Below are 17,273 nucleotides of genomic sequence, written 5' to 3'. Positions count from 1 at the left end.
CACCCCACGGAGAACCACCTCATGCACGACCCGCACCACGAACTCCCCGCCCCTCAGCAGGAGATGACCACCAGCCTCAACAGCGCAGCAAGTTGTACCGGGAGCAATGCTCCCGGAATGCCCGCCCCGGGGGTGGCGGGAACAGCCCGGCGCCAGGGGGCACCGGAGCGTCAGGCTGCGACCGAGGGCGGACCGCAGCCGGGAGGAAGCCTGCAGGCCGAGTCCCTCTCGAAGAGACGTCAGCGCGCCCGTCAGCCGACGTCACGCAAGCGCCTGCACCAGCCCAGCTGCCGCATGAACGACGCCGAGTTCAAGCGCTTCACTGACGCCGCCACCCACTGCCAGATGTCCAACGCCGCTTTCCTCGCCTACGCCGTCGACAAAGCCGCCCGTGACCTGACCCGCACCGCCGCCGAGATCGCCACCGAACGAGAGGTCATCGAGGAGTTGTTCGCCGCTCGCCGGCACCTGGGCCGCATCCACGGCCTGTTCAACCAGGTCGCCAAGGCCCTCAACTCCGGCGCCGACGCACCCCACCTAGACGCTGCGGTCGTGGCCGTCGGCAGCGCGGCCCGCCGCATGGAGGACGCCGCCGATGCCCTGCTCGCCCACCGCGACAGCGGTGCCCCGGCGTGATCCCCAGCATCCACAAGCGCGGCAGCGGGACGATCGGGCTGATCCGCTACCTGTACGGCCCCGGCACCGACGAGGAGCACATCGACCCCCACCTGGTGGCCGCCTTCGACCCGCTCACCCCCGACCCCGGCCGCGACCCGAAGGCCACCTACGACCAGCTTCAGCGCCTGCTCGACCAGCCCGTCAACGCCCTGCCCGCCGGCAAGCGCCCCGAGAAGCACGTGTGGCATCTGTCAGTGCGGGCTGCCCCGGAGGACCCGGTCCTGTCCGACGAGGACTGGGCGGCCATCGCCCGCCGCATGGTCGCTGCCACCGGCATAGCCCCAGACGGCGACGAGCAAGCCTGCCGGTGGGCCGCCGTCCGCCATGCAGACGATCACATCCACATCATCGCCACCCTCGTCCGGGACGACGGCCGCCGACCCCGTCGACACAACGAGGCCCGCCGCGCCCAGGCCGAATGCCGGCGCATCGAAGCCGACTACGGGCTACGCCGCGTCGCGCCCGGGGACGGCACCGCCGCCAAACGCCCCACCAGCGCCGAACTCCACAAGGCGGAACGCGAGGGCAGGGAACAACCCGCGCGCGAGGAACTGCGGGAGACCGTACGGCGGGCAGTGGCCGGAGCGACGAGCGAGGAGGAGTTCTTCGACCGCCTGGCTGCTGCCGGCCTGCTGATCCGCAAGCGCGTCGCACCCTCAGGCGACCTGCTCGGCTACAAGGTCGCCCTCCCGGACAACCGCAACGGCGAGAAGGAGCCGGTGTTCTACGCGGGCTCCACCCTCTCCCCCGACCTGTCCCTGCCCCGCATCCGCAAACGCTTCTCCGGCGACAGCAACGCCGCCGACCGAAGCGACAGGGCACCGTCCGACCGAGCCTCCGATCCCGCGCCAAGCGGTCCGGCTACTGCGCGGCGCCGGGCAGCCACGGCGGCGTGGCAGGCGGTGCTGGTCGTCGACAACGGTGAGGACGCGGCGGTGGCCGCGCACATCGCGGCGGGCGGGGAGGTCCTGGACGCGCTCGCCAAGACCTCGGCCGCCCACACCCGAACCGAACTGCGCGAGGCGGCCTTCGTGTTCGAGCGGGCCACCCGCTCCCACATCAATGCCGAGCGCAGGCACGACCGCGCCCTGCGCCAAGCAGCCCGCGATCTCATTTTCAGCGGGCCGGCGCTCGGCCGCGGGGAGGACGGGGCGACCACGGCGATGGTGATCGACATGGCGTTCTTCCTCGTGACCGCCGCCGCTCACTGGCATGCGAAGAAGGGGCACGCTCAGCAGGCAGCCGCTGCCCGGGAGGCCGCCGAGCACCTGCGCGCCGCCTACCAGGCCGCTGCCAACGTCCCACTGGGCGTGCTGCACCAGCGAGGTCAGCGCCTGTCGCAGTTCCTGCGCCAGAGGCAAACCGTCCACCTGCGTCAGGCGGTGCCGGAGTTGGCGGATCAGGTTCTCGCCGAACCGGGCTGGCACGCCCTGGCCGCCACACTCGCCGACGCCGAGAGCGCCGGCCACGACCCGGCAGCGCTGCTGACCGAGGCCGCCGGGCGGCGGGAGCTGGGCACCGCCGGGTCGATCAGCGACGTGCTCGTATGGCGCCTGCGACGCATGGCCGACCTACCCGCCGACGCCACCACGATGCCCCAACACACCACCGCTGCGACGAAGGTCGGAAGCACTGCCCGGCCCTCGCCAAGCCGACACGACGGGCCGCGCAACGCACGGTAATCCGGGGTTTACGCCGCTGCCCCTCTGCCAAGGCAGAGGGGCAGCGGTAAAGCAGGTGGTCAGGAGGCGGCCTGCGCCTTGGCGAGCGCCCTCTCCAGGCTGGCGTCCACGAGACGCGGCGAGCCGGGCGGGACGGCGTGTTCGTGAAGCCGAGGGCTGGTGCGAGCATGCTCGAAGCAGCAGCTCAGTGGTTCCCCCCGCATCACGGTCGGCGACACGGCAGCATTTGTGGCATGGATTGGTTTGAGGTGGGGATCTCGGGGCTGGCAGTGCTCGTGTCGGCGGCGGCTGCCCTTCTGGCTCTCCGCGCTGCACGAATCCAGGCGCGGAGCACGGTGAGGGCTGCTCACGTCACCGGAGATGACCAGTACGCCCAATGGACACGCGAGGTCCGGTTGGCAGCCGCGCACGACTTCCTCTCAGCGGCAAAGGCGTACAGCCATGCTCACACGGAGGCATGCAAGTTCTACAAGGTGCACACCGTGGTGCCAGATGCGGACGAGTTCGCCAAGCTCCGCAAGCTCCTCCAAGAGCTGGAGACGGCGAGGGACCGGACATGGGCATGCGGACCGGCTGAGATCACGAATATCACGTACTGGATGTTTATCCACGCCGGATGCTTGTTGGCGGCAGCGCGCGAACCGTCACCTGCCGAAGGCACAGATGAGTTCCAGCGGGAGTGGGGATACTGGCAAGAGCTGGAAACCGCGTTGCACTGCGATCTACCGAACTCCATTCAGCGTTGGTTCCACCTGCCTGTCAGCTGACGTCAGATCCTGGAATCATCGGGCTCAATTCAATGACAACGGACAGCTGGTGCATCGACGAAATGATCGGCACCCATGCGTCCGTGCGCGTGGACCTTGGAGTCCCCACTCGACGGGCGACTTCAGCCGTTTCCCGGCCAGAGACGGCGCCTCCTCTCCCGGGCCCAAGGAGGGGCGGACAGCGATCGAATCCGGCCACCCCTGGGCGCTGCGGCAGCCCGCTCTGCGTCGCGCTGACCCCGGCGACGTAAGGTCAACTTCCATACACGTCAGGCAAGTTTCGGCAAGTTCCTCGCTCCATGGCCCGACCGCGGGCAAGCTCTGGCACAGAGATCGTTACCGGCATCCGAGGAGGACATCATGGCCCTGCGTAAGCTCGGTAAGGACCCGGAGAGTCCCAGTGGCGGCTCCCCCACCATCTACCTCGACGAGGAGAAGGACAGCTACCTCGTGCAGGGTTGGAAGGTGGAGGACATCGAGCGTCTCGGGCAGATGGACATCCCCGGCCACGAGTCGGTGGTGGAGATCCCCCGGCGCATGGTGCAGTTCTTCCTGGAGGTGAAGAAGGTTGACGAGGACCCCGACGTTTGAGGAGCTGTTCCGCAGCTGCCAGAGGACGGCTGTCCATCTGGAGATGCGCGACGCCTACATGAAGTCGGACCCGGCCTTCATCGACTGGCAGGCCGGCGTGACACTCGACCCGGCCGAGCGCTGGGGCGACTGGCACGGCATCGTCACGGAGGCGACCTCGCGAGGCGTCGAGGTTCGGCGTGCCCGCGTCGTTTCGACTCCCGTCAGCGAGTACATCCGCTTCGAGTACGACGTGACGGACGGACTCAACATCGCTGCCGGCGAGGACGTGCGCTGGCTCTCCCGGCGAGACGCAACGGGCCTCGCACTTCCGGGCAACGACTTCTGGCTCTTCGACTCCAGCCTCGTCCTCGTCAACCACTTCGACGGCGACGGCGAGAACATGGAGGTGGAACTCACGGAGGACCCCGAGGTGGCAAAGCTCTGCGAGTCGGCCTTCGAGGCCGTATGGGCGCGGGCAACACCGCACGCAGAGTTCCAGCCGACCCCGTCGGCCTGATAGCTCGAACAGCACCATCGCAGCGACATGACATCGCCATCTTCGAGCGTTCAGGAAGCCCGCAGGGCCCTGGGAAAACGCCTGAGCGAACTCCGGCTCGAAGCCGGGCTAACCAAGCGAGCGCTGGCCAGCAGCCTCGGCTGGCATGAGTCGAAGTGTTCGCGCTTCGAGAGCGGCACGCGTCCGCCCTCGGAGCGCGACCTGCGTGCGTGGGCTGCTGCTTGCGGTGCAGAGAACGCGGCTGAGGATCTCGTCTCGACGGCACGCGGCATCGAGGGCATGTACGTCGAGTGGCGCCGGATGGAGCGTACCGGCCTGAAGCAGGCCCAGGAGTCCGTGCTCCCCTTGTGGGAACGCACCCAGCGCTTCCGCATTTACTCGCCGTGGCTCATTCCCGGCCCGGTGCAGACGGCCTCGTACATCACCGCACTGCTCACCTCAATTCGCGACCGCCGCGGCCTCATGGATGACGTGCCGGCGGCCGTCAAGGTGCGTGTGGAGAAACAGCAGATCGTGTACGGCAACCACACGTTCGCGATTCTCCTGGAAGAAGGAGCACTCCGAAAGCGCATAGGCGGAACGGACGTGATGGCCGGCCAACTCGGCTATCTGCTCAGCGTTATGGCGCTGCCCTCGGTGAGCATCGGCATCATTCCTGAAGACGCCGACCGTTCAAGCCTCTGGCCCGTCGAAGGCTTCTTCCTGTACGACGACCACACGGTCCACGTCGAACTCGTCTCGGCCCACCTCGCCGTCACACAGAAGCACGAACTTGCCATGTATGCCCAGACGTTCACGGATCTGGCCGAACTTGCCGTCTACGGCCCGGCGGCACGCGAAATCATCACGACCGCCATCGAATCCCTGGGGTGAACGCCGGGCAAGTTCCGGCACACTCGTAGAGCCCCTCCTGTCGCCCTTCTTAGCGTTACTGGCACGGCCGGAAACGCGCACTCAAGGGGCGAGACGGTGATCACTGTGGCAAGTAGTGGCAAGGCATCGAGAGCAACCGACAGCGCGGGAACCGAAGTTCTCCCAATCGACGTCGAGACGATTTCGGAGAGCACCGAGACAGCCCTCTCCATGCAATTGGCCACCTCCACCCGCAAAGACATGGACGCCTCCCTGCCGGAGATCGTCGGGCACCTGAACCTTCTGCTGGGCGAGGATCTGAGAGCGGACGAGGATGAGGACGTGCGGGAGCTGTTCCGCAAGGGATACCGGCTCCTCGACCTGCAGAACCGTCCGACCGCGGAGACCCCGTCGTTCGGCGCCTTCATCTACCTCCGGGATGCCGCCGACGTCACGCGAAGGCTCCTGTGGATCTACACACAGCGCCACGGGCTCGGTGCCCCGTGAGTATCCGGGAGGACCAGATCGTCCGGGAGCTGTCCCACTACATCTACGAGCACCCTGACGAGCAGATGGCGCTGATGCCGGTGTACGACGCCGCCCGCGACCACGCACAGCGCGGGACCTGCACCCACAGCCGGCGCTGCCCCCTCGTGACGACGGGCGCGGTCGTCGTCGACGAACGCAATCGCGTCCTGTCCCTGCGGCACGAAGGAGCCTTCGCCCTCGCCGAAGCGGAGCCGGAGGAACAGGACGACTCACTCAGCGAGGCAGCCCTGCGTCTGTTGACCGAGGCAGTCGGCATCCGCGACGTGTGGACGGAACCCGACAGCGAGGGTCCCTTCCTGATCGACGTGACCAGAGCGGGGCAACACAGGTACGGCCCCCGCCTCCGGATCGGTTTCAGATACCTCTTCCGGGCCCACTCCGGCACTATCACTCCGATGGTGATCGAAGCCGGCGCAGCGGCCTGGATGCCCCTTGGGGAGATCGGTATCCCGTCAGTCCGCGACCGCCTTCACGGCCACCTGGTCGGTGCCCCTTGAGCCTCCGGAACCAACAACTCTGCTACGTGGCAAGCCTCTTGGCACTCGGCGGGTCGATCCTCCTGGCCATCTGGAGAGGCTGAATGTACGAGCGCTGCACCACCGAACCACCCCCTGTGCCTCCTCCCCTCGGCACCATCCCCGGTCACAGGCAACCAGGCGACGTCCACATAGGCGATTTCGTGTTCCTCGACGGGTTGTACCTGCGAGTCCGCGACATGAGGTCCGCCGGCACCGCGGGGCGCCGGGTTCTGATCTTCGACGGGCACTCCCCGTGGGTCATGAACGAGTCGGCGACGACGTATCGGGCCGTCGAACTCCTCTGACCCGAAGCCCCATTCGGCCATCACGAGAACTGTCACCTCAGGCCAGCGAGGAGCTTTGCCATGCGCTTCCGCAAGATCCACGGAGCGGGGAACGACTTCGTCCTGTTAGCCGACCCCGCGCGGGACGGCGAGCAGGACTGGCCAAAGGAGGCCGAGCGCCTCTGTGCCAGGCGAACCGGCGTAGGCGCGGACGGCCTCGTCATCAGCAGCCTGATCAGCATCAGCCCGGTCGTCTTCGAGGTCGGCTGCTTCAACGCTGACGGTTCGATCGCGACGATGTGCGGTAACGCTCTGCGGTGTACCGCCTGGGCCGCCCACCATGACCACGGCTTCCGCGAGATGCGTCTCCGCATGGCTGGGGTGATGCACGAGGCGATCGTGAGCGACGACTCCGTGTGGGTCACGGCCGAAGTCGGCGCGGTCCACCCCCGACGAGTTCAGACCGTCATCAACGGCAAGCCGACTTGGTTCGACAGTGCCCACACCGGCACCGAACACGTCGTCGCCATCGTGGATGACGTGGACGCCATCGACGCGGTACTCGTCGGGCGCCTCGTCCGTCACCACGCGGACCTTGCCCCGTTGGGGACGAACGTCAACTTCGTCCAGGCCGCCGGCAGGCAGGCGCTGAAGATCCGCACCTACGAGCGCGGCGTCGAGGCGGAAACCCTGTCATGCGGGAGCGGAGCCGTCGCGGCCGTTGTCATCGCCACCCTGCGCGGCCTCGTGTCGCCGCGTGCCGTCACCGTCCACAACCGTGCCGGGGAGCCGCTCACGGTCCGGCCACATCCCGACCGACCGAAGCGGACTCACTGGGTCGGCGGGCCGGTCACCAACACGTTCGAAGGGGTCCTCGCATGACTCGGTTCCTCGACTCCGGCTCTGACCTCGCGGTGCGGGAGGCCGCCCAGAACCTTCGCGACTGGCAGCGCGACCGAGAGGGGCTCGGTGTCGCCCTCGTCTACGGGCCGGTGTCAGCAGAGGACCGGCTCTACCACTCGAAGTGCCCCGTGGACCAGCGTTCCGTGACCGCCCTGTCCGGGGCCCTGGACGACATGGGTGCCCGCTGGAAAGTGCTGAACCCGTGCGAGCCGGAGTTCATCACGGAGTTGGCCGGCTACGACGTGGCCTTCTCGAACCTTCACGGGCCGTACGGGGAGGACGGGAGGCTACAGGGCCTGCTCGACTACCTGCGCGTGCCGTACTGCGGCAGTGGAGTCGCGGCGTCCGCGGTGGCCGCCGACAAGATCCTCTGCAAGCGTGTGATGCTGAGTCTCGGCGTCCCCACGCCGGGATGGTGGGTGTGGTCCGGCGGCCCGATGGACTGGAACGGGCGGGCGGCGATGGTCAAACCGCCCTTCGGCGGCTCCAGCGTGGGCATGAGCCTGGTACGCGATCAGGCGGACCTTCCCAGGGCGCTGGCCGAGGCTGCCGGCGAGGAAGGCGACGCCGTACTGGTCGAGGACTACCTGACCGGCGTGCCACTAACCGTGGGACTCCTGGAGCTACCCGGAGGCGCGGTCGTCGTACTTCCCCCGCTGGCCACCGAAGCCACCGAGGCGGAGTTCTACGACGCCGACACGAAGCTCGACGTGGAGTCCAGGGGCGCCGTAGCCGTACGGGCAGCCGAGTTGACGCCCGAGGTGCTGGCCAAGGTCACCGAGTACGCCACGACGCTGTGGGACGGGCTCGGGCTGCGTGGTTCGGCGCGCGTGGACTTCGTCCTCACCGAGGACGACCAGCCGTACGTGCTGGAGGTCAACAGCACGCCGGGCATGTCCCGTGACAGCAACTTCGTGGTGGGCGCCGCGATGGTCGGACTCACGCACGCAGATGTCGTAGTGGCGATGTTGCACGAGGCGTTGACCCGACCGCCATACGATGTTCCCCTGCCCACTCCCGCGTTCGCCCGCACCGCACTGACTCGGGAGGCTGCCGTCTCACCGTAGGAGCCCGCCCACTGTGTCGCGCGTCCACGATGTCCCCATGTGCCGACAGCTCATCGCCCCCGCCGAATGGGATCTGCACGGAGGATGGGCACTCGGGGACAGGCTGGAATGGTCCAACCGGGCGTGCGGCCTGGCGTCGCTGAGAATGATCCTGCTCGCCTACGGGCGCAAGGCACCCACGGTCACGGAACTCCTGAAACTCGCGGTCAAGCACGAGGTTCTGACCCCGCGTGGGGCGCTCCACGCGGGGATCGCGAGCCTGGCTACCGACCTCGGTGTCCCTGCGACCGCGGAGCCCGTGCCGGTCGAGGACCTGCTCGGCCGCCTCGATGACGCACCCGTCATCGTGTCCGTCACCGAGCAGCTCCCCGACGATGGCCGTTCGGGAGGCCACCTCGTCATCCTTCGCGGCTACGAGGACGGTCCCGACCCGACGATCTTCATCCGGGACCCGTCAGCCTGGGGCCAGACGCACGATCGAGTCCCCTTGAGTCGCCTGTCCCCTTCCTACGCCGGCCGCGCGATCACCTTCGCGCCCCTGAACAACGGAGAGTCTTGATGCCCGAGGCAGACGGCGACACGACCGAGGCCGCAGGCGGCCGGAGGATCGCCGTACTCGGAGAGATGCTGGAACTGGGCGACGAAGCCGTGGAAGCCCACCGCGAGGTCGGGCGCATGGCAGCCGAGAACGGCGTCGATCTCATCGTGGCGGTCGGCGACACACTCGCCAAGCAACTCGCCCTCGCGGCAGGCGCGGCAGGCGTGCCGGACATCGCGATGGTCGGCGACAACGGCACCGCCGCCGCCTACCTGGCCTCCATCCTCCGCCCCGGCGACGTCGTTCTCGTGAAGGCGTCCCGCGGTGGACAGCTCTGGCAGATCGCCCAAGCACTTACGGGGCAGCCCATCACCGGCTTGTGAGCAGCCGCCGGCCTGCTTGTCCGCCAGCGCAGGGCCCGACTATGGCTCGTACTCGCGGCTTATGGCGATCCTGGGAAGAGTTGATCTCTAGAAGGCTGATTGGCAGGTAGGGCGGGGTCGTCGTGCCAGCCGGTTGTCCCCGTTGAGCCCAACGGGGACAACCAGGCTCAGGCGGCCGACGAGCGGTCAGTATCGGTGGCAGGGCCGCCGAGTTGGGGCGTGTCGTCCCGCGTCCGTCGGACGCGCCTCCGGTCGCGGATCGTCTTCACACTCCAGCCCACGATGGTGAGCACTGTGGCGGCCATGAGACTGCCCAGGAATTCAGGCAGGGAAGCACGCAGCAGATGCAGCAAGGACTCGTACACAGGCACTTCGACGCGCCAAGGGGCCCGATCGCGCGCCAACTCCTGTCTGTCCTGTGCCGATCGCCTGATGATGTGCACGTCTTCCCCTGACGACGCGCACTGCACCCCGGCCCGCGGGTGCTGAAGAAGGACAGGTCGAGCGCCACGCCCCCGAGACGCAACCCAACGATCCGCCGCAGAACGGCGGATCGGGAGCGAGTCTGCCGTTTCCGGCATCACAGTGCGATTGGTTCGGAGATTCCTCCGCATCCATGCGTGAAAATAACAAAAAGACCAGCAATGGGTACAGCGGTCTCATCGCATCCGGCCGTTGGGCACTCTGCTTGCCACGCGGGCCTTGGCACACTCCCGCCCCACCACGGACTGGGAAGACGTACCTGAGGCAGCGGGCGAATCAGCAGACACCCGCATCACGCCAGCCGTTCGTCCACACGTGAGCCGTTAGTCGCGGCAGAGGCCACAGCACCCCGACACAGCGGGTCCGTCCGCCCCCAATCAGAAGTTGTTGCTGGTGGGCGGGTTTGTCAGTGCCTGTACCTAGGCTGTCGTTGTCAAGGAAAGGCTCGGGGCGGGGGAGGACCTACATGCCGCGGCAGTTGACCTACGACCAGCGGCTCACGTTGATCAGCAAGTGGCCAAATCCGCCAGGCCAGTCGGAACAAGACCGCCTGGAGCGAGCGGAGCGCATGGTGCAGGGAGCGATTTCTCTGCACGAACCGTTCCAAGGGGTCGATTTGACCGTCGAGGCGAAAGGCTCCTATCCGAACAAGACCAACGTCCGCGGCGACAGCGATGTTGACATCAAGGTGCAGCTGAACGAGTGCTTCTACTACGACGGTACGTCGTGGTTCAACAAGCCGGACGCGTACACAGGTCCGTGGACGACGGACAGACTCCGCAAGGAGGTCCACGAGGCGCTTGATGAGCATTTCGGGACGGTCGATGCCGATCACAACATCGCGTTTTACGTTCCGGAAGTCATCGGCAGCCGCCCCAGCATTGATGTCGTGCCATGCTTCAAGTATGTGCTGTTCGACAGCACAGCTACCGGAGGCAAGCGCGAAGGAAGCGTCGTGTTTGGCCAGGACGGCAAAAAGATCGTCAACTGGCCAGAGCTGCAGCTCGCCAACGGGCGTACGAAGAACGGCCTGACGAGCCGGCGGTACAAGTTCGTCGTGCGGGTGCTGAAGAACGTGGAGAACGACCTCTCGGCACAAGGTGTGATCAAGGAGCTGCCGTCGTACTTCTCCGAGTGTCTGATCTACAACGTGCCCAACCATGTGTTCCTCGGGGGCGGATTCGATGACGCCGTACGGAACAGTCTGCTCAACGTCCGCAGCCAACTAACGAACGCCTGGTTCGGTACGCGACACATGGTGGAGCCCAACGAAGTAAAGAAGGTCTTCGGTGAGGACCAGAAATGGGATGAGGCCGATGCGCGGGATCTGATCAACAGTGCCTTGTACTACCTCAACTACTAAAGGGGGAAGATGAGCCCGGCAAGCACACTCCGCACGGGTGCCACCATCGCCGCAACCCTCTACACGGGCGTCCTGCTCGTCCTGGGGCTGTACCCATCTGAGTTCAGGTATCTGTTCACGTACATACCAGCGGCCGTCGGCTACGGCGTCCTCGTCTTCGACAAGTGGGCCTGGCACTGGCCTCTGATTCACCGGATGAGCGGCCGAGCGTGGGTGAACGGCACATGGCGCGCGGTGCTAATTCCCAGCCCGGAGAGCCACATACCGGCCGGCGGGAACCGCGGTCCTATAGCGGCCTACATGACGATCGAGCAAACCTACTGGAGCCTGCACGCCACCCTCCGCACCGCGGAGAGCACCTCCCGTTCCAGCAACGCCGCGATCGCTGCCCCTGAGAACTCCAGAACAGCCGAGATCGGGTTCCTGTACGACAACACGCCACGTGTGGAGAACCAGCATCGCAGCCCCAGACACGACGGCGCCTGCCGCCTATCGGTAACGGGTCTAATACCGAAGGCCGCGACCGGTCACTACTTCACCGAACGGTTCACCGCCGGCGATGTGGACCTTACGCTCATCAGCCGCTCCACCGAATTCGGCACCTTCACGGAGGCTCAGGCAGCCGACCGCGAGAACACGGAGAATTGAAGCAGTGCCACTGACCAACTAACTACCGAATACTCGATCATGTTCACGATTGAACTCCGCGCACTCACGCACATATCCATCGATGTCAGCCTTGAATTTAAGAGCGATTCGAGCGAACAACCACTTATCGAAATTCCCGGCCTTACAGGCATAGGTATCGACCGCATCAACGATGGCGACAGCATCTCCCTGTCCAGCGATCCACAGGCGCTGCGCACTGTTCCAGCCCTTCCACTCGAGCAAGGACTCCCCGGGCAGGATAAAGGTGATCTCACATGAGTTCTGCCCGAACGTCTGATTACTTTGCGCTACAGGAAGCTGGGTGTGCGTAATGTAATTACGAAGCCCCTTTAAGAAATCTGCCTGCGGGTCACTCTTAAACAGAGAGGCGACCTTTCCGCCATATTCATTCATCAGCACCGAGTCGTCGTGGAAGTGCTTCTCCATGAAACAGCGCTGCTGATCAACTCGCGTACTCATCGCGGTAAGGGCGTTGTGCAGGAGACGCTCGGCCTCTGAGAGAAGTTCGTCGTGCGCCTCAGGACAGCGGACATCGAAAATCGGACCGGATACCGCCGGGTCCTGCAGTTCGGCAACGAGAGACTTGTACTGCGCGACATTTCCCTGGAATAGGTACGCTATTCGCTTGACTCGCTCTCCGAGTGCGATCGCGCGATGACCGGTGGAGGCATTGAGCCGCTTCTGCCAATCCAGAAGAGAAGGTCGCCCTACGTCTTCGGCAGTGGTCTGCTCGTCGGCGGGCTCAGGCTGAACACCAGTCTCGGTCACGCTAGAAGACGTTACCGGTCGTGCCGACCCAATGCTGACGCATTCAGTCCGGAGCAGGCCAGTGCCTGGACTCGGTCGGCATGGCCTCCTTAGCCGTCTGCCAGGTGGTCCTGGTCCGTCTCCGGAGGGTGGGCCAAGCCCGCCACGGAAGACGGTGGTCAGCATTGACCCAGTGCGGTTCCCTCTCGTGTGGCGTCCTCACGCCGCGCACGACGTGGCAGGCCCGTCGCCCACGATCACGTTCGGCCCGGATATCGCACTTGGACGGTGAGGAGGATGTCAGCTGAGCCGGAACGAGAGCCCGTCGCCGATGCAAGACGCCACCGTCTCCAAGACCGCACCTGACCAGGCGAAACGTCGCCTCCTCTGGTCTCAGTTTTGGTCTCAGTTGCTGCGATTGGACCGGGGCGGACTTTGGTGAACGGTGATCTGGTTCACGCGGCTCTGGCAGTCCAGGTGATGCGCGGCGGTACGACCCGTGCGCACACAGGCCCGCCGCATGCGTCGATCAGACCGAGAGACCAAGCGACGGCGCCCTCGCCGAGCGCGCCGGGATCCCCGTTGGTCGCATCCTCTATCGTCGCGTCCCGCGCGCACGACAACTGCCTGGTTCGGCCGCGGAGCGGGGGCGCAAGGAGCCCAGTGGCGGGCGCGCAAGCTGGCGCTGGATGAGTTGCATCTCCGGGGCCTGCGTCCCTGTGCTCTGCGGCACTGAACTCACTTGGACCTGCTGGAAGGCCGAAACGGTGACGACCCCCCAAACCGTGTGCGTTTCAGTGTGCTGCCGGCCACATACAGGCAGGTCACACGCAGTCCTCGGGACGGAAAACATTGCCGGCCCCCAGGCCGGCGCCAGGGTCGGAATTTCGCGCCGAGCGTGGCCACCGAACGCCCGTGTCCGTACCGGGCCCGGCGGTGTCGTGGCCGCGTTCACCGCCGGGCCCGGGGTTCCTCAGGACGCCTCTGCGAGTTCGGAATGCTCGTGCTCGCAGGCGTCGTCGATGCCGTAGGTCTCCCAGACGGGGAAGGGATCGCCAGGTGGGAGCGTCTCCCCGCTCGTCATCAGGCACGCGGACAGGGCGGCCCGCAGGGCCTTGGTGCGCAACTGCGTGCCGATGAAGACGAGTTCCTGGGCGTAGGGAGCCTCGCTGTCCCGTGCGGTGGAGGGCTCGAAGCGTGCGACGGAGCCGGCCTGTGACCACAGGCCCGTCACATGAGGGCGGCTGGCCAGGGTGAAGAACCCCTTGGACCGCAGGACCTCCCCGAAGTCGCCGCTGTCGAGCCGTTCGCTCACGAGGGTCCACAACCGGCCCGGGTGAAAGGGCAGTTCGGAGCGGAAGACGGTCGAGGAGATGCCGTATTCCTCCGTCTCCGGGACGTGGTCGCCGTTGAGTTCCTTGACCCAGCCCGGGGCCTGCTGGGCCTGCTCCACGTCGAAGAGCCGGGTACCGAGTACGTCACCGGCCGCCACGCGGCCGTGCACGGCGGGGACGATGCGGGCGACCGGGTTGAGACGGGTCAGGGCCGCCCGTAGCCGGTCGGCGGTTGTGTCCTCGACCAAGTCGAGCTTGTTGACCACGATGACGTCGGCGAACTCGACCTGGTCGATGAGTAGGTCACTGACGGTGCGTTCGTCGTCCTCGTACTGGTCGAGTCCGCGCTCGGTCAGCTCGTCCCCGCTCGCCAGCTCCGGCAGGAAGTTGGCGGCGTCGACGACGGTGACCATGGTGTCGAGGATGGCGAGGTCCCCGAGTGTGGTTCCGTCGTCGCGGGCGAACGCGAACGTGGCCGCGACGGGCATGGGCTCCGAGATGCCGCTGGACTCGATGAGGAGGTAGTCGAAGCGTCCCTCGCGGGCCAGCCGGTCGACCTCCTCGAGCAGGTCGTCGCGCAGGGTGCAGCAGATGCAGCCGTTGGTCATCTCGACCAGGCGCTCCTCGGTGCGGGACAGGGCGGCGTCGCCGCCGCGCACAAGGGCCGCGTCGATGTTGATCTCGCTCATGTCATTGACGATGACGGCGACGCGCAGGCCCTCGCGATTGCCGAGTACGTGGTTGAGGAGCGTGGTCTTCCCGGCGCCGAGGAAGCCGGACAGAACGGTGACGGGGAGTCGGCCGTGCGGCATGGGCTCAGCCTTCGGGGCGCAGCAGGCCGCGCCGATACGCCTTGGCCAGCCGTTGCGGCACCAGGTAGGAGACGCCGTCCACGGTGACCGGCACGAGGTGCGGCGTCGTGGCCTTCCACTGGGCCCGGCGGTGACGGGTGTTGCTGCGGGACATCTTCCGCTTGGGAACAGCCATGTGAGTCCTCCTGGATGGGCGGGCAGGCGGCCGGGTCAGACGCTACATGAAAATGGATCCCATTACTAAAGATGCCCATCGAGGGCTCGGAACCCTTTTGGAGGAGCCTGGCCAAGGAGGTGTTCGACGCCCGCGCCTCCGGGGAACACGGTCCGGGCGTCGCCACCGGGCACTTCGAGATCCCGATGTGACGGGGGCTCGGCCTGCGTCGTGGGCGCTGTGCCGGCGTGAGCGGTGCTCCGCCAGGCCGGCGAAGCCGGGCCTGGGGCGACCTGACACCGGCCACGCCCCGGACCGAGCAGGACTGTCCCCATCAAGGTGAGCCGGTTCTCGTGGTGGCCGTGCCCTCAGCGCACGGCCACCAGTACGTGGCTGTTGCCGAACTGCCAGACCGTCCCGACGTCGCGGAATCCGGCCTTGCGCAACAGTTCCACATGGCCTGCCAGGGGCAGGTCATCCTCCGTGCAGGGTGGGTGGCGGCGCTCGCCCCGCCGCGCGAGCAGGCGCGCGAGTTCCGGGTCGGCGGTGATCCCGGACCACCAGGACTGCCAGTCCTCGTGGGTGAACGCGAGGCGTCTCTCGGAGTGGCGGCGGCCGATGTCGGTGGCGAGGTCGCGGATCGTCGCCGAATCCGGGCTGATGTGATCCCCGTTGACGAACACGCCGCCGGGACGCAGCCGTTCGGCGATGTCGCGGTAGACGCCGCGCAGGGTCCGCCGGCCCAGGTAGTGCAGGGCGGTGGTGGACACGACCGCGTCCACCGGGCGGTCCAGGGCCAGGGCGTCGAGCCAGCCCGGCTCACCGATCACCGCCTCCACGTAGCGCAGGACGCTGCCGTGGTGAACCCTGCCCAGCTCCAGAAGGAGCGGGTCGGCGTCGACGGCCACCACCTCGGCGGAGGGCAGCCGGTCCGCCAGGCGCGCGGCCAGGGAGCCGGGCCCGCTGCCGAGATCCACCACCAGAGGTGCCGGGCGACCGAGCGTCATGTGCTCGACCACGTCCGCGATGACGGTGAACCTCTCCTCCCGGTCGACCGCGTACTGCTGCTGCTGGCACTCCCAGCGTTCCACCCACCTCGCGGCGGTCACCGTACTCACGTTCATGGTGCTCGACTTGCCTCTGCTGCCGTGGCCACATCCTGCTCATGAAAATCATTGCAGTTCGGCGAGCGCGGCGAGCAACTTCTCCATTTCTTCGGGTGTGTTGTGTACGTGGAGGCTGACGCGCACCGAGGCGTCCCGCGGACTTGGCCCGGCCTGGCAGTGGTCGTCGCAGCGCACCATGAAGCCGTGGCTGAAGAGGATGAACCCCAGGTCCTGGGAGCCGATCTCACGGTGCCGGAAGGTCACGATGCCGTTCCTGCGCTGCACGGCGGAGGCGGCGGCGAGGCTGGTTGGGCAGCCGAGCACCTCGTACGCGTCCATGCGGGTCAGCCCGTCGGTCAGCAGTGCAGCCAGTGCAGTGGTCCAGCGTCCGATCCGGTCGGTCCCGGCGGCGTCAAGCCAGTCGAGCGCCGCCGCCAGGCTTGCGATGCCGGCCGTGTTGGGGGTGCCCTGCCAGCCGCCGGGCCGGAATTCCGGTCCGCGTCGGCCCCGGGCCCAGATCGCTCCGGTTCCCGGCAGGGCGAGGGCCTTGTGCCCGGAGAAGACCAGGAAGTCCACGTCAAGACCGCCGTCGGCCGCGACGGACACGGGCAGATGTCCGACGCTCTGCGCGGCGTCCAGGCAAATGGCCACGTCCGGGCCGATCGCCTCGCGCAGGCGGTGGATGTTCATGTCGGCGCCGTAGACGTGGTGCACATGGGTGGCGGCCACAAAGCGGGTGCGCGGCCCGACGATCCGGGAGAGGGCCCGGGGGTCGTAATCGCCCGAGCTCACCTGATACGGCAGCTCCCGTACGGCGATCCGCACCCCTTGGCGGGCCATCAGTTCCCGGGTCTCCAGCCAGGGCGCGAGATTGGCCTGGTGATCGCCGAACGGGACGACGATCTCGTCGCCGTCGCAGAGGAGGGCGGGCAACCAGTCCCGTGCGATGGTACGAAGCCCTTCCGAGGTTCCGCTCGTGAAGTGCACCGACGACCGGGACGGGTCCGCGTCGCCAAGGAATTCCTTCACTTGGCCCTGGGTGCGCTCGACCATCGCCGTGGTGGTGTTGGCCCAGGGGTAGGAGCCGCGGCCCGCGTTGGCGTTGGAGGTGGTGAGGTAGGTCTGTACGGCGTTCAGGACGGCCTGCGGTTTTTGTGCGGTGGCCGCGCTGTCCAGGTACGCCAGCTCCGGATTCCGTACGACGAGGGGGAACTGTTCGCGTAACGGCCGCTGCCACGCGGCCAGTTGCCCGATCTCCGCGACGGGGTCGGCCACCTGGGCGAGCTCGGTCATG

The 17,273-nt window shown here is 66.9% G+C and carries 20 protein-coding genes; 14 read left to right on the top strand and 6 right to left on the bottom strand.

What is annotated here, in order from left to right; genetic code table 11:
• Positions 1–294: 294 nt before the first annotated feature.
• From KCH87_RS37295 to KCH87_RS37225, 14 genes are all read left to right on the top strand, one after another.
• Entirely contained in the window at positions 295–636 is a 342-nt protein-coding gene (locus KCH87_RS37295) for a plasmid mobilization relaxosome protein MobC (RefSeq protein ID WP_210592290.1), read from the top strand.
• Complete coding sequence (locus KCH87_RS37290; protein WP_210592289.1) at positions 633–2,360, top strand: relaxase/mobilization nuclease domain-containing protein; 1,728 nt, start codon at positions 633–635, stop codon at positions 2,358–2,360. The genes KCH87_RS37295 and KCH87_RS37290 overlap by 4 nt, the downstream gene beginning before the upstream one ends.
• 233 nt (positions 2,361–2,593) lie before the next feature.
• Positions 2,594–3,127, top strand: coding sequence for a hypothetical protein (locus tag KCH87_RS37285; protein ID WP_210592288.1), 534 nt, complete (start codon positions 2,594–2,596; stop codon positions 3,125–3,127).
• Positions 3,128–3,487: 360 nt separating this feature from the next.
• Complete coding sequence (locus KCH87_RS37280) at positions 3,488–3,718, top strand: hypothetical protein (protein WP_210592287.1); 231 nt, start codon at positions 3,488–3,490, stop codon at positions 3,716–3,718.
• Positions 3,696–4,217 (top strand): DUF6879 family protein, encoded by a 522-nt coding sequence (locus KCH87_RS37275; RefSeq protein WP_210592286.1) that lies wholly within the window; start codon positions 3,696–3,698, stop codon positions 4,215–4,217. Before KCH87_RS37280 ends, KCH87_RS37275 begins: the two co-directional genes overlap by 23 nt.
• Before the next feature lie 27 nt (positions 4,218–4,244).
• Positions 4,245–5,090: a helix-turn-helix transcriptional regulator gene (locus KCH87_RS37270; RefSeq protein ID WP_210592285.1), complete on the top strand. Its 846-nt coding sequence runs from the start codon at positions 4,245–4,247 to the stop codon at positions 5,088–5,090.
• 96 nt (positions 5,091–5,186) lie between these two features.
• Positions 5,187–5,576 (top strand): hypothetical protein, encoded by a 390-nt coding sequence (locus KCH87_RS37265; protein ID WP_210592284.1) that lies wholly within the window; start codon positions 5,187–5,189, stop codon positions 5,574–5,576.
• Entirely contained in the window at positions 5,573–6,115 is a 543-nt protein-coding gene (locus KCH87_RS37260; protein WP_210592283.1) for an NUDIX hydrolase, read from the top strand. Before KCH87_RS37265 ends, KCH87_RS37260 begins: the two co-directional genes overlap by 4 nt.
• Positions 6,116–6,501: 386 nt before the next feature.
• Positions 6,502–7,302, top strand: a complete 801-nt coding sequence (gene dapF, locus KCH87_RS37250) for a diaminopimelate epimerase (RefSeq protein WP_210592281.1) — start codon at positions 6,502–6,504, stop codon at positions 7,300–7,302.
• Positions 7,299–8,390 (top strand): ATP-grasp domain-containing protein, encoded by a 1,092-nt coding sequence (locus tag KCH87_RS37245; protein ID WP_210592280.1) that lies wholly within the window; start codon positions 7,299–7,301, stop codon positions 8,388–8,390. Before dapF ends, KCH87_RS37245 begins: the two co-directional genes overlap by 4 nt.
• 37 nt (positions 8,391–8,427) lie before the next feature.
• A complete protein-coding gene (locus KCH87_RS37240) occupies positions 8,428–8,949 on the top strand; it encodes a C39 family peptidase (RefSeq protein ID WP_210592279.1) in 522 nt (173 codons plus the stop codon).
• Entirely contained in the window at positions 8,949–9,311 is a 363-nt protein-coding gene (locus KCH87_RS37235) for a glutamate ligase domain-containing protein (protein WP_210592278.1), read from the top strand. The genes KCH87_RS37240 and KCH87_RS37235 overlap by 1 nt, the downstream gene beginning before the upstream one ends.
• A 949-nt stretch (positions 9,312–10,260) precedes the next feature.
• Entirely contained in the window at positions 10,261–11,157 is an 897-nt protein-coding gene (locus KCH87_RS37230; protein ID WP_210592277.1) for a hypothetical protein, read from the top strand.
• Between the two features lie 9 nt (positions 11,158–11,166).
• Positions 11,167–11,805, top strand: coding sequence for a hypothetical protein (locus KCH87_RS37225; protein ID WP_210592276.1), 639 nt, complete (start codon positions 11,167–11,169; stop codon positions 11,803–11,805).
• A gap of 18 nt (positions 11,806–11,823) precedes the next feature.
• On the opposite strand, the gene KCH87_RS37220 is transcribed toward KCH87_RS37225, so the two are convergent.
• From KCH87_RS37220 to KCH87_RS37195, 6 genes are all read right to left on the bottom strand, one after another.
• A complete protein-coding gene (locus KCH87_RS37220) occupies positions 11,824–12,594 on the bottom strand; it encodes a hypothetical protein (protein WP_210592275.1) in 771 nt (256 codons plus the stop codon).
• 434 nt (positions 12,595–13,028) lie between these two features.
• Positions 13,029–13,196 carry a DUF5990 family protein gene (locus KCH87_RS49675; RefSeq protein WP_247197364.1) on the bottom strand — a complete coding sequence of 56 codons (168 nt, stop codon included), beginning with the start codon at positions 13,194–13,196 and terminating at the stop codon, positions 13,029–13,031.
• Positions 13,197–13,546: 350 nt separating this feature from the next.
• Positions 13,547–14,719, bottom strand: coding sequence for a GTP-binding protein (locus KCH87_RS37215; RefSeq protein WP_210592274.1), 1,173 nt, complete (start codon positions 14,717–14,719; stop codon positions 13,547–13,549).
• Between the two features lie 4 nt (positions 14,720–14,723).
• Positions 14,724–14,894 (bottom strand): 50S ribosomal protein L32, encoded by a 171-nt coding sequence (gene rpmF, locus KCH87_RS37210; RefSeq protein WP_210592273.1) that lies wholly within the window; start codon positions 14,892–14,894, stop codon positions 14,724–14,726.
• Between the two features lie 347 nt (positions 14,895–15,241).
• The gene (locus KCH87_RS37200; protein WP_210592272.1) at positions 15,242–15,997 is read right to left on the bottom strand and encodes a trans-aconitate 2-methyltransferase; all 756 of its coding nucleotides are present in this window, start codon (positions 15,995–15,997) and stop codon (positions 15,242–15,244) included.
• A 48-nt stretch (positions 15,998–16,045) separates the two neighbouring features.
• A complete protein-coding gene (locus KCH87_RS37195; RefSeq protein ID WP_210592271.1) occupies positions 16,046–17,272 on the bottom strand; it encodes an aminotransferase class V-fold PLP-dependent enzyme in 1,227 nt (408 codons plus the stop codon).
• Position 17,273: the final 1 nt, after the last annotated feature.

The sequence above is a fragment of the Streptomyces sp. GESEQ-35 genome (assembly GCF_017948485.1).
Taxonomy (GTDB): Bacteria; Actinomycetota; Actinomycetes; order Streptomycetales; family Streptomycetaceae; genus Streptomyces.
This window is presented reverse-complemented; position numbering and strand designations above follow the sequence as displayed.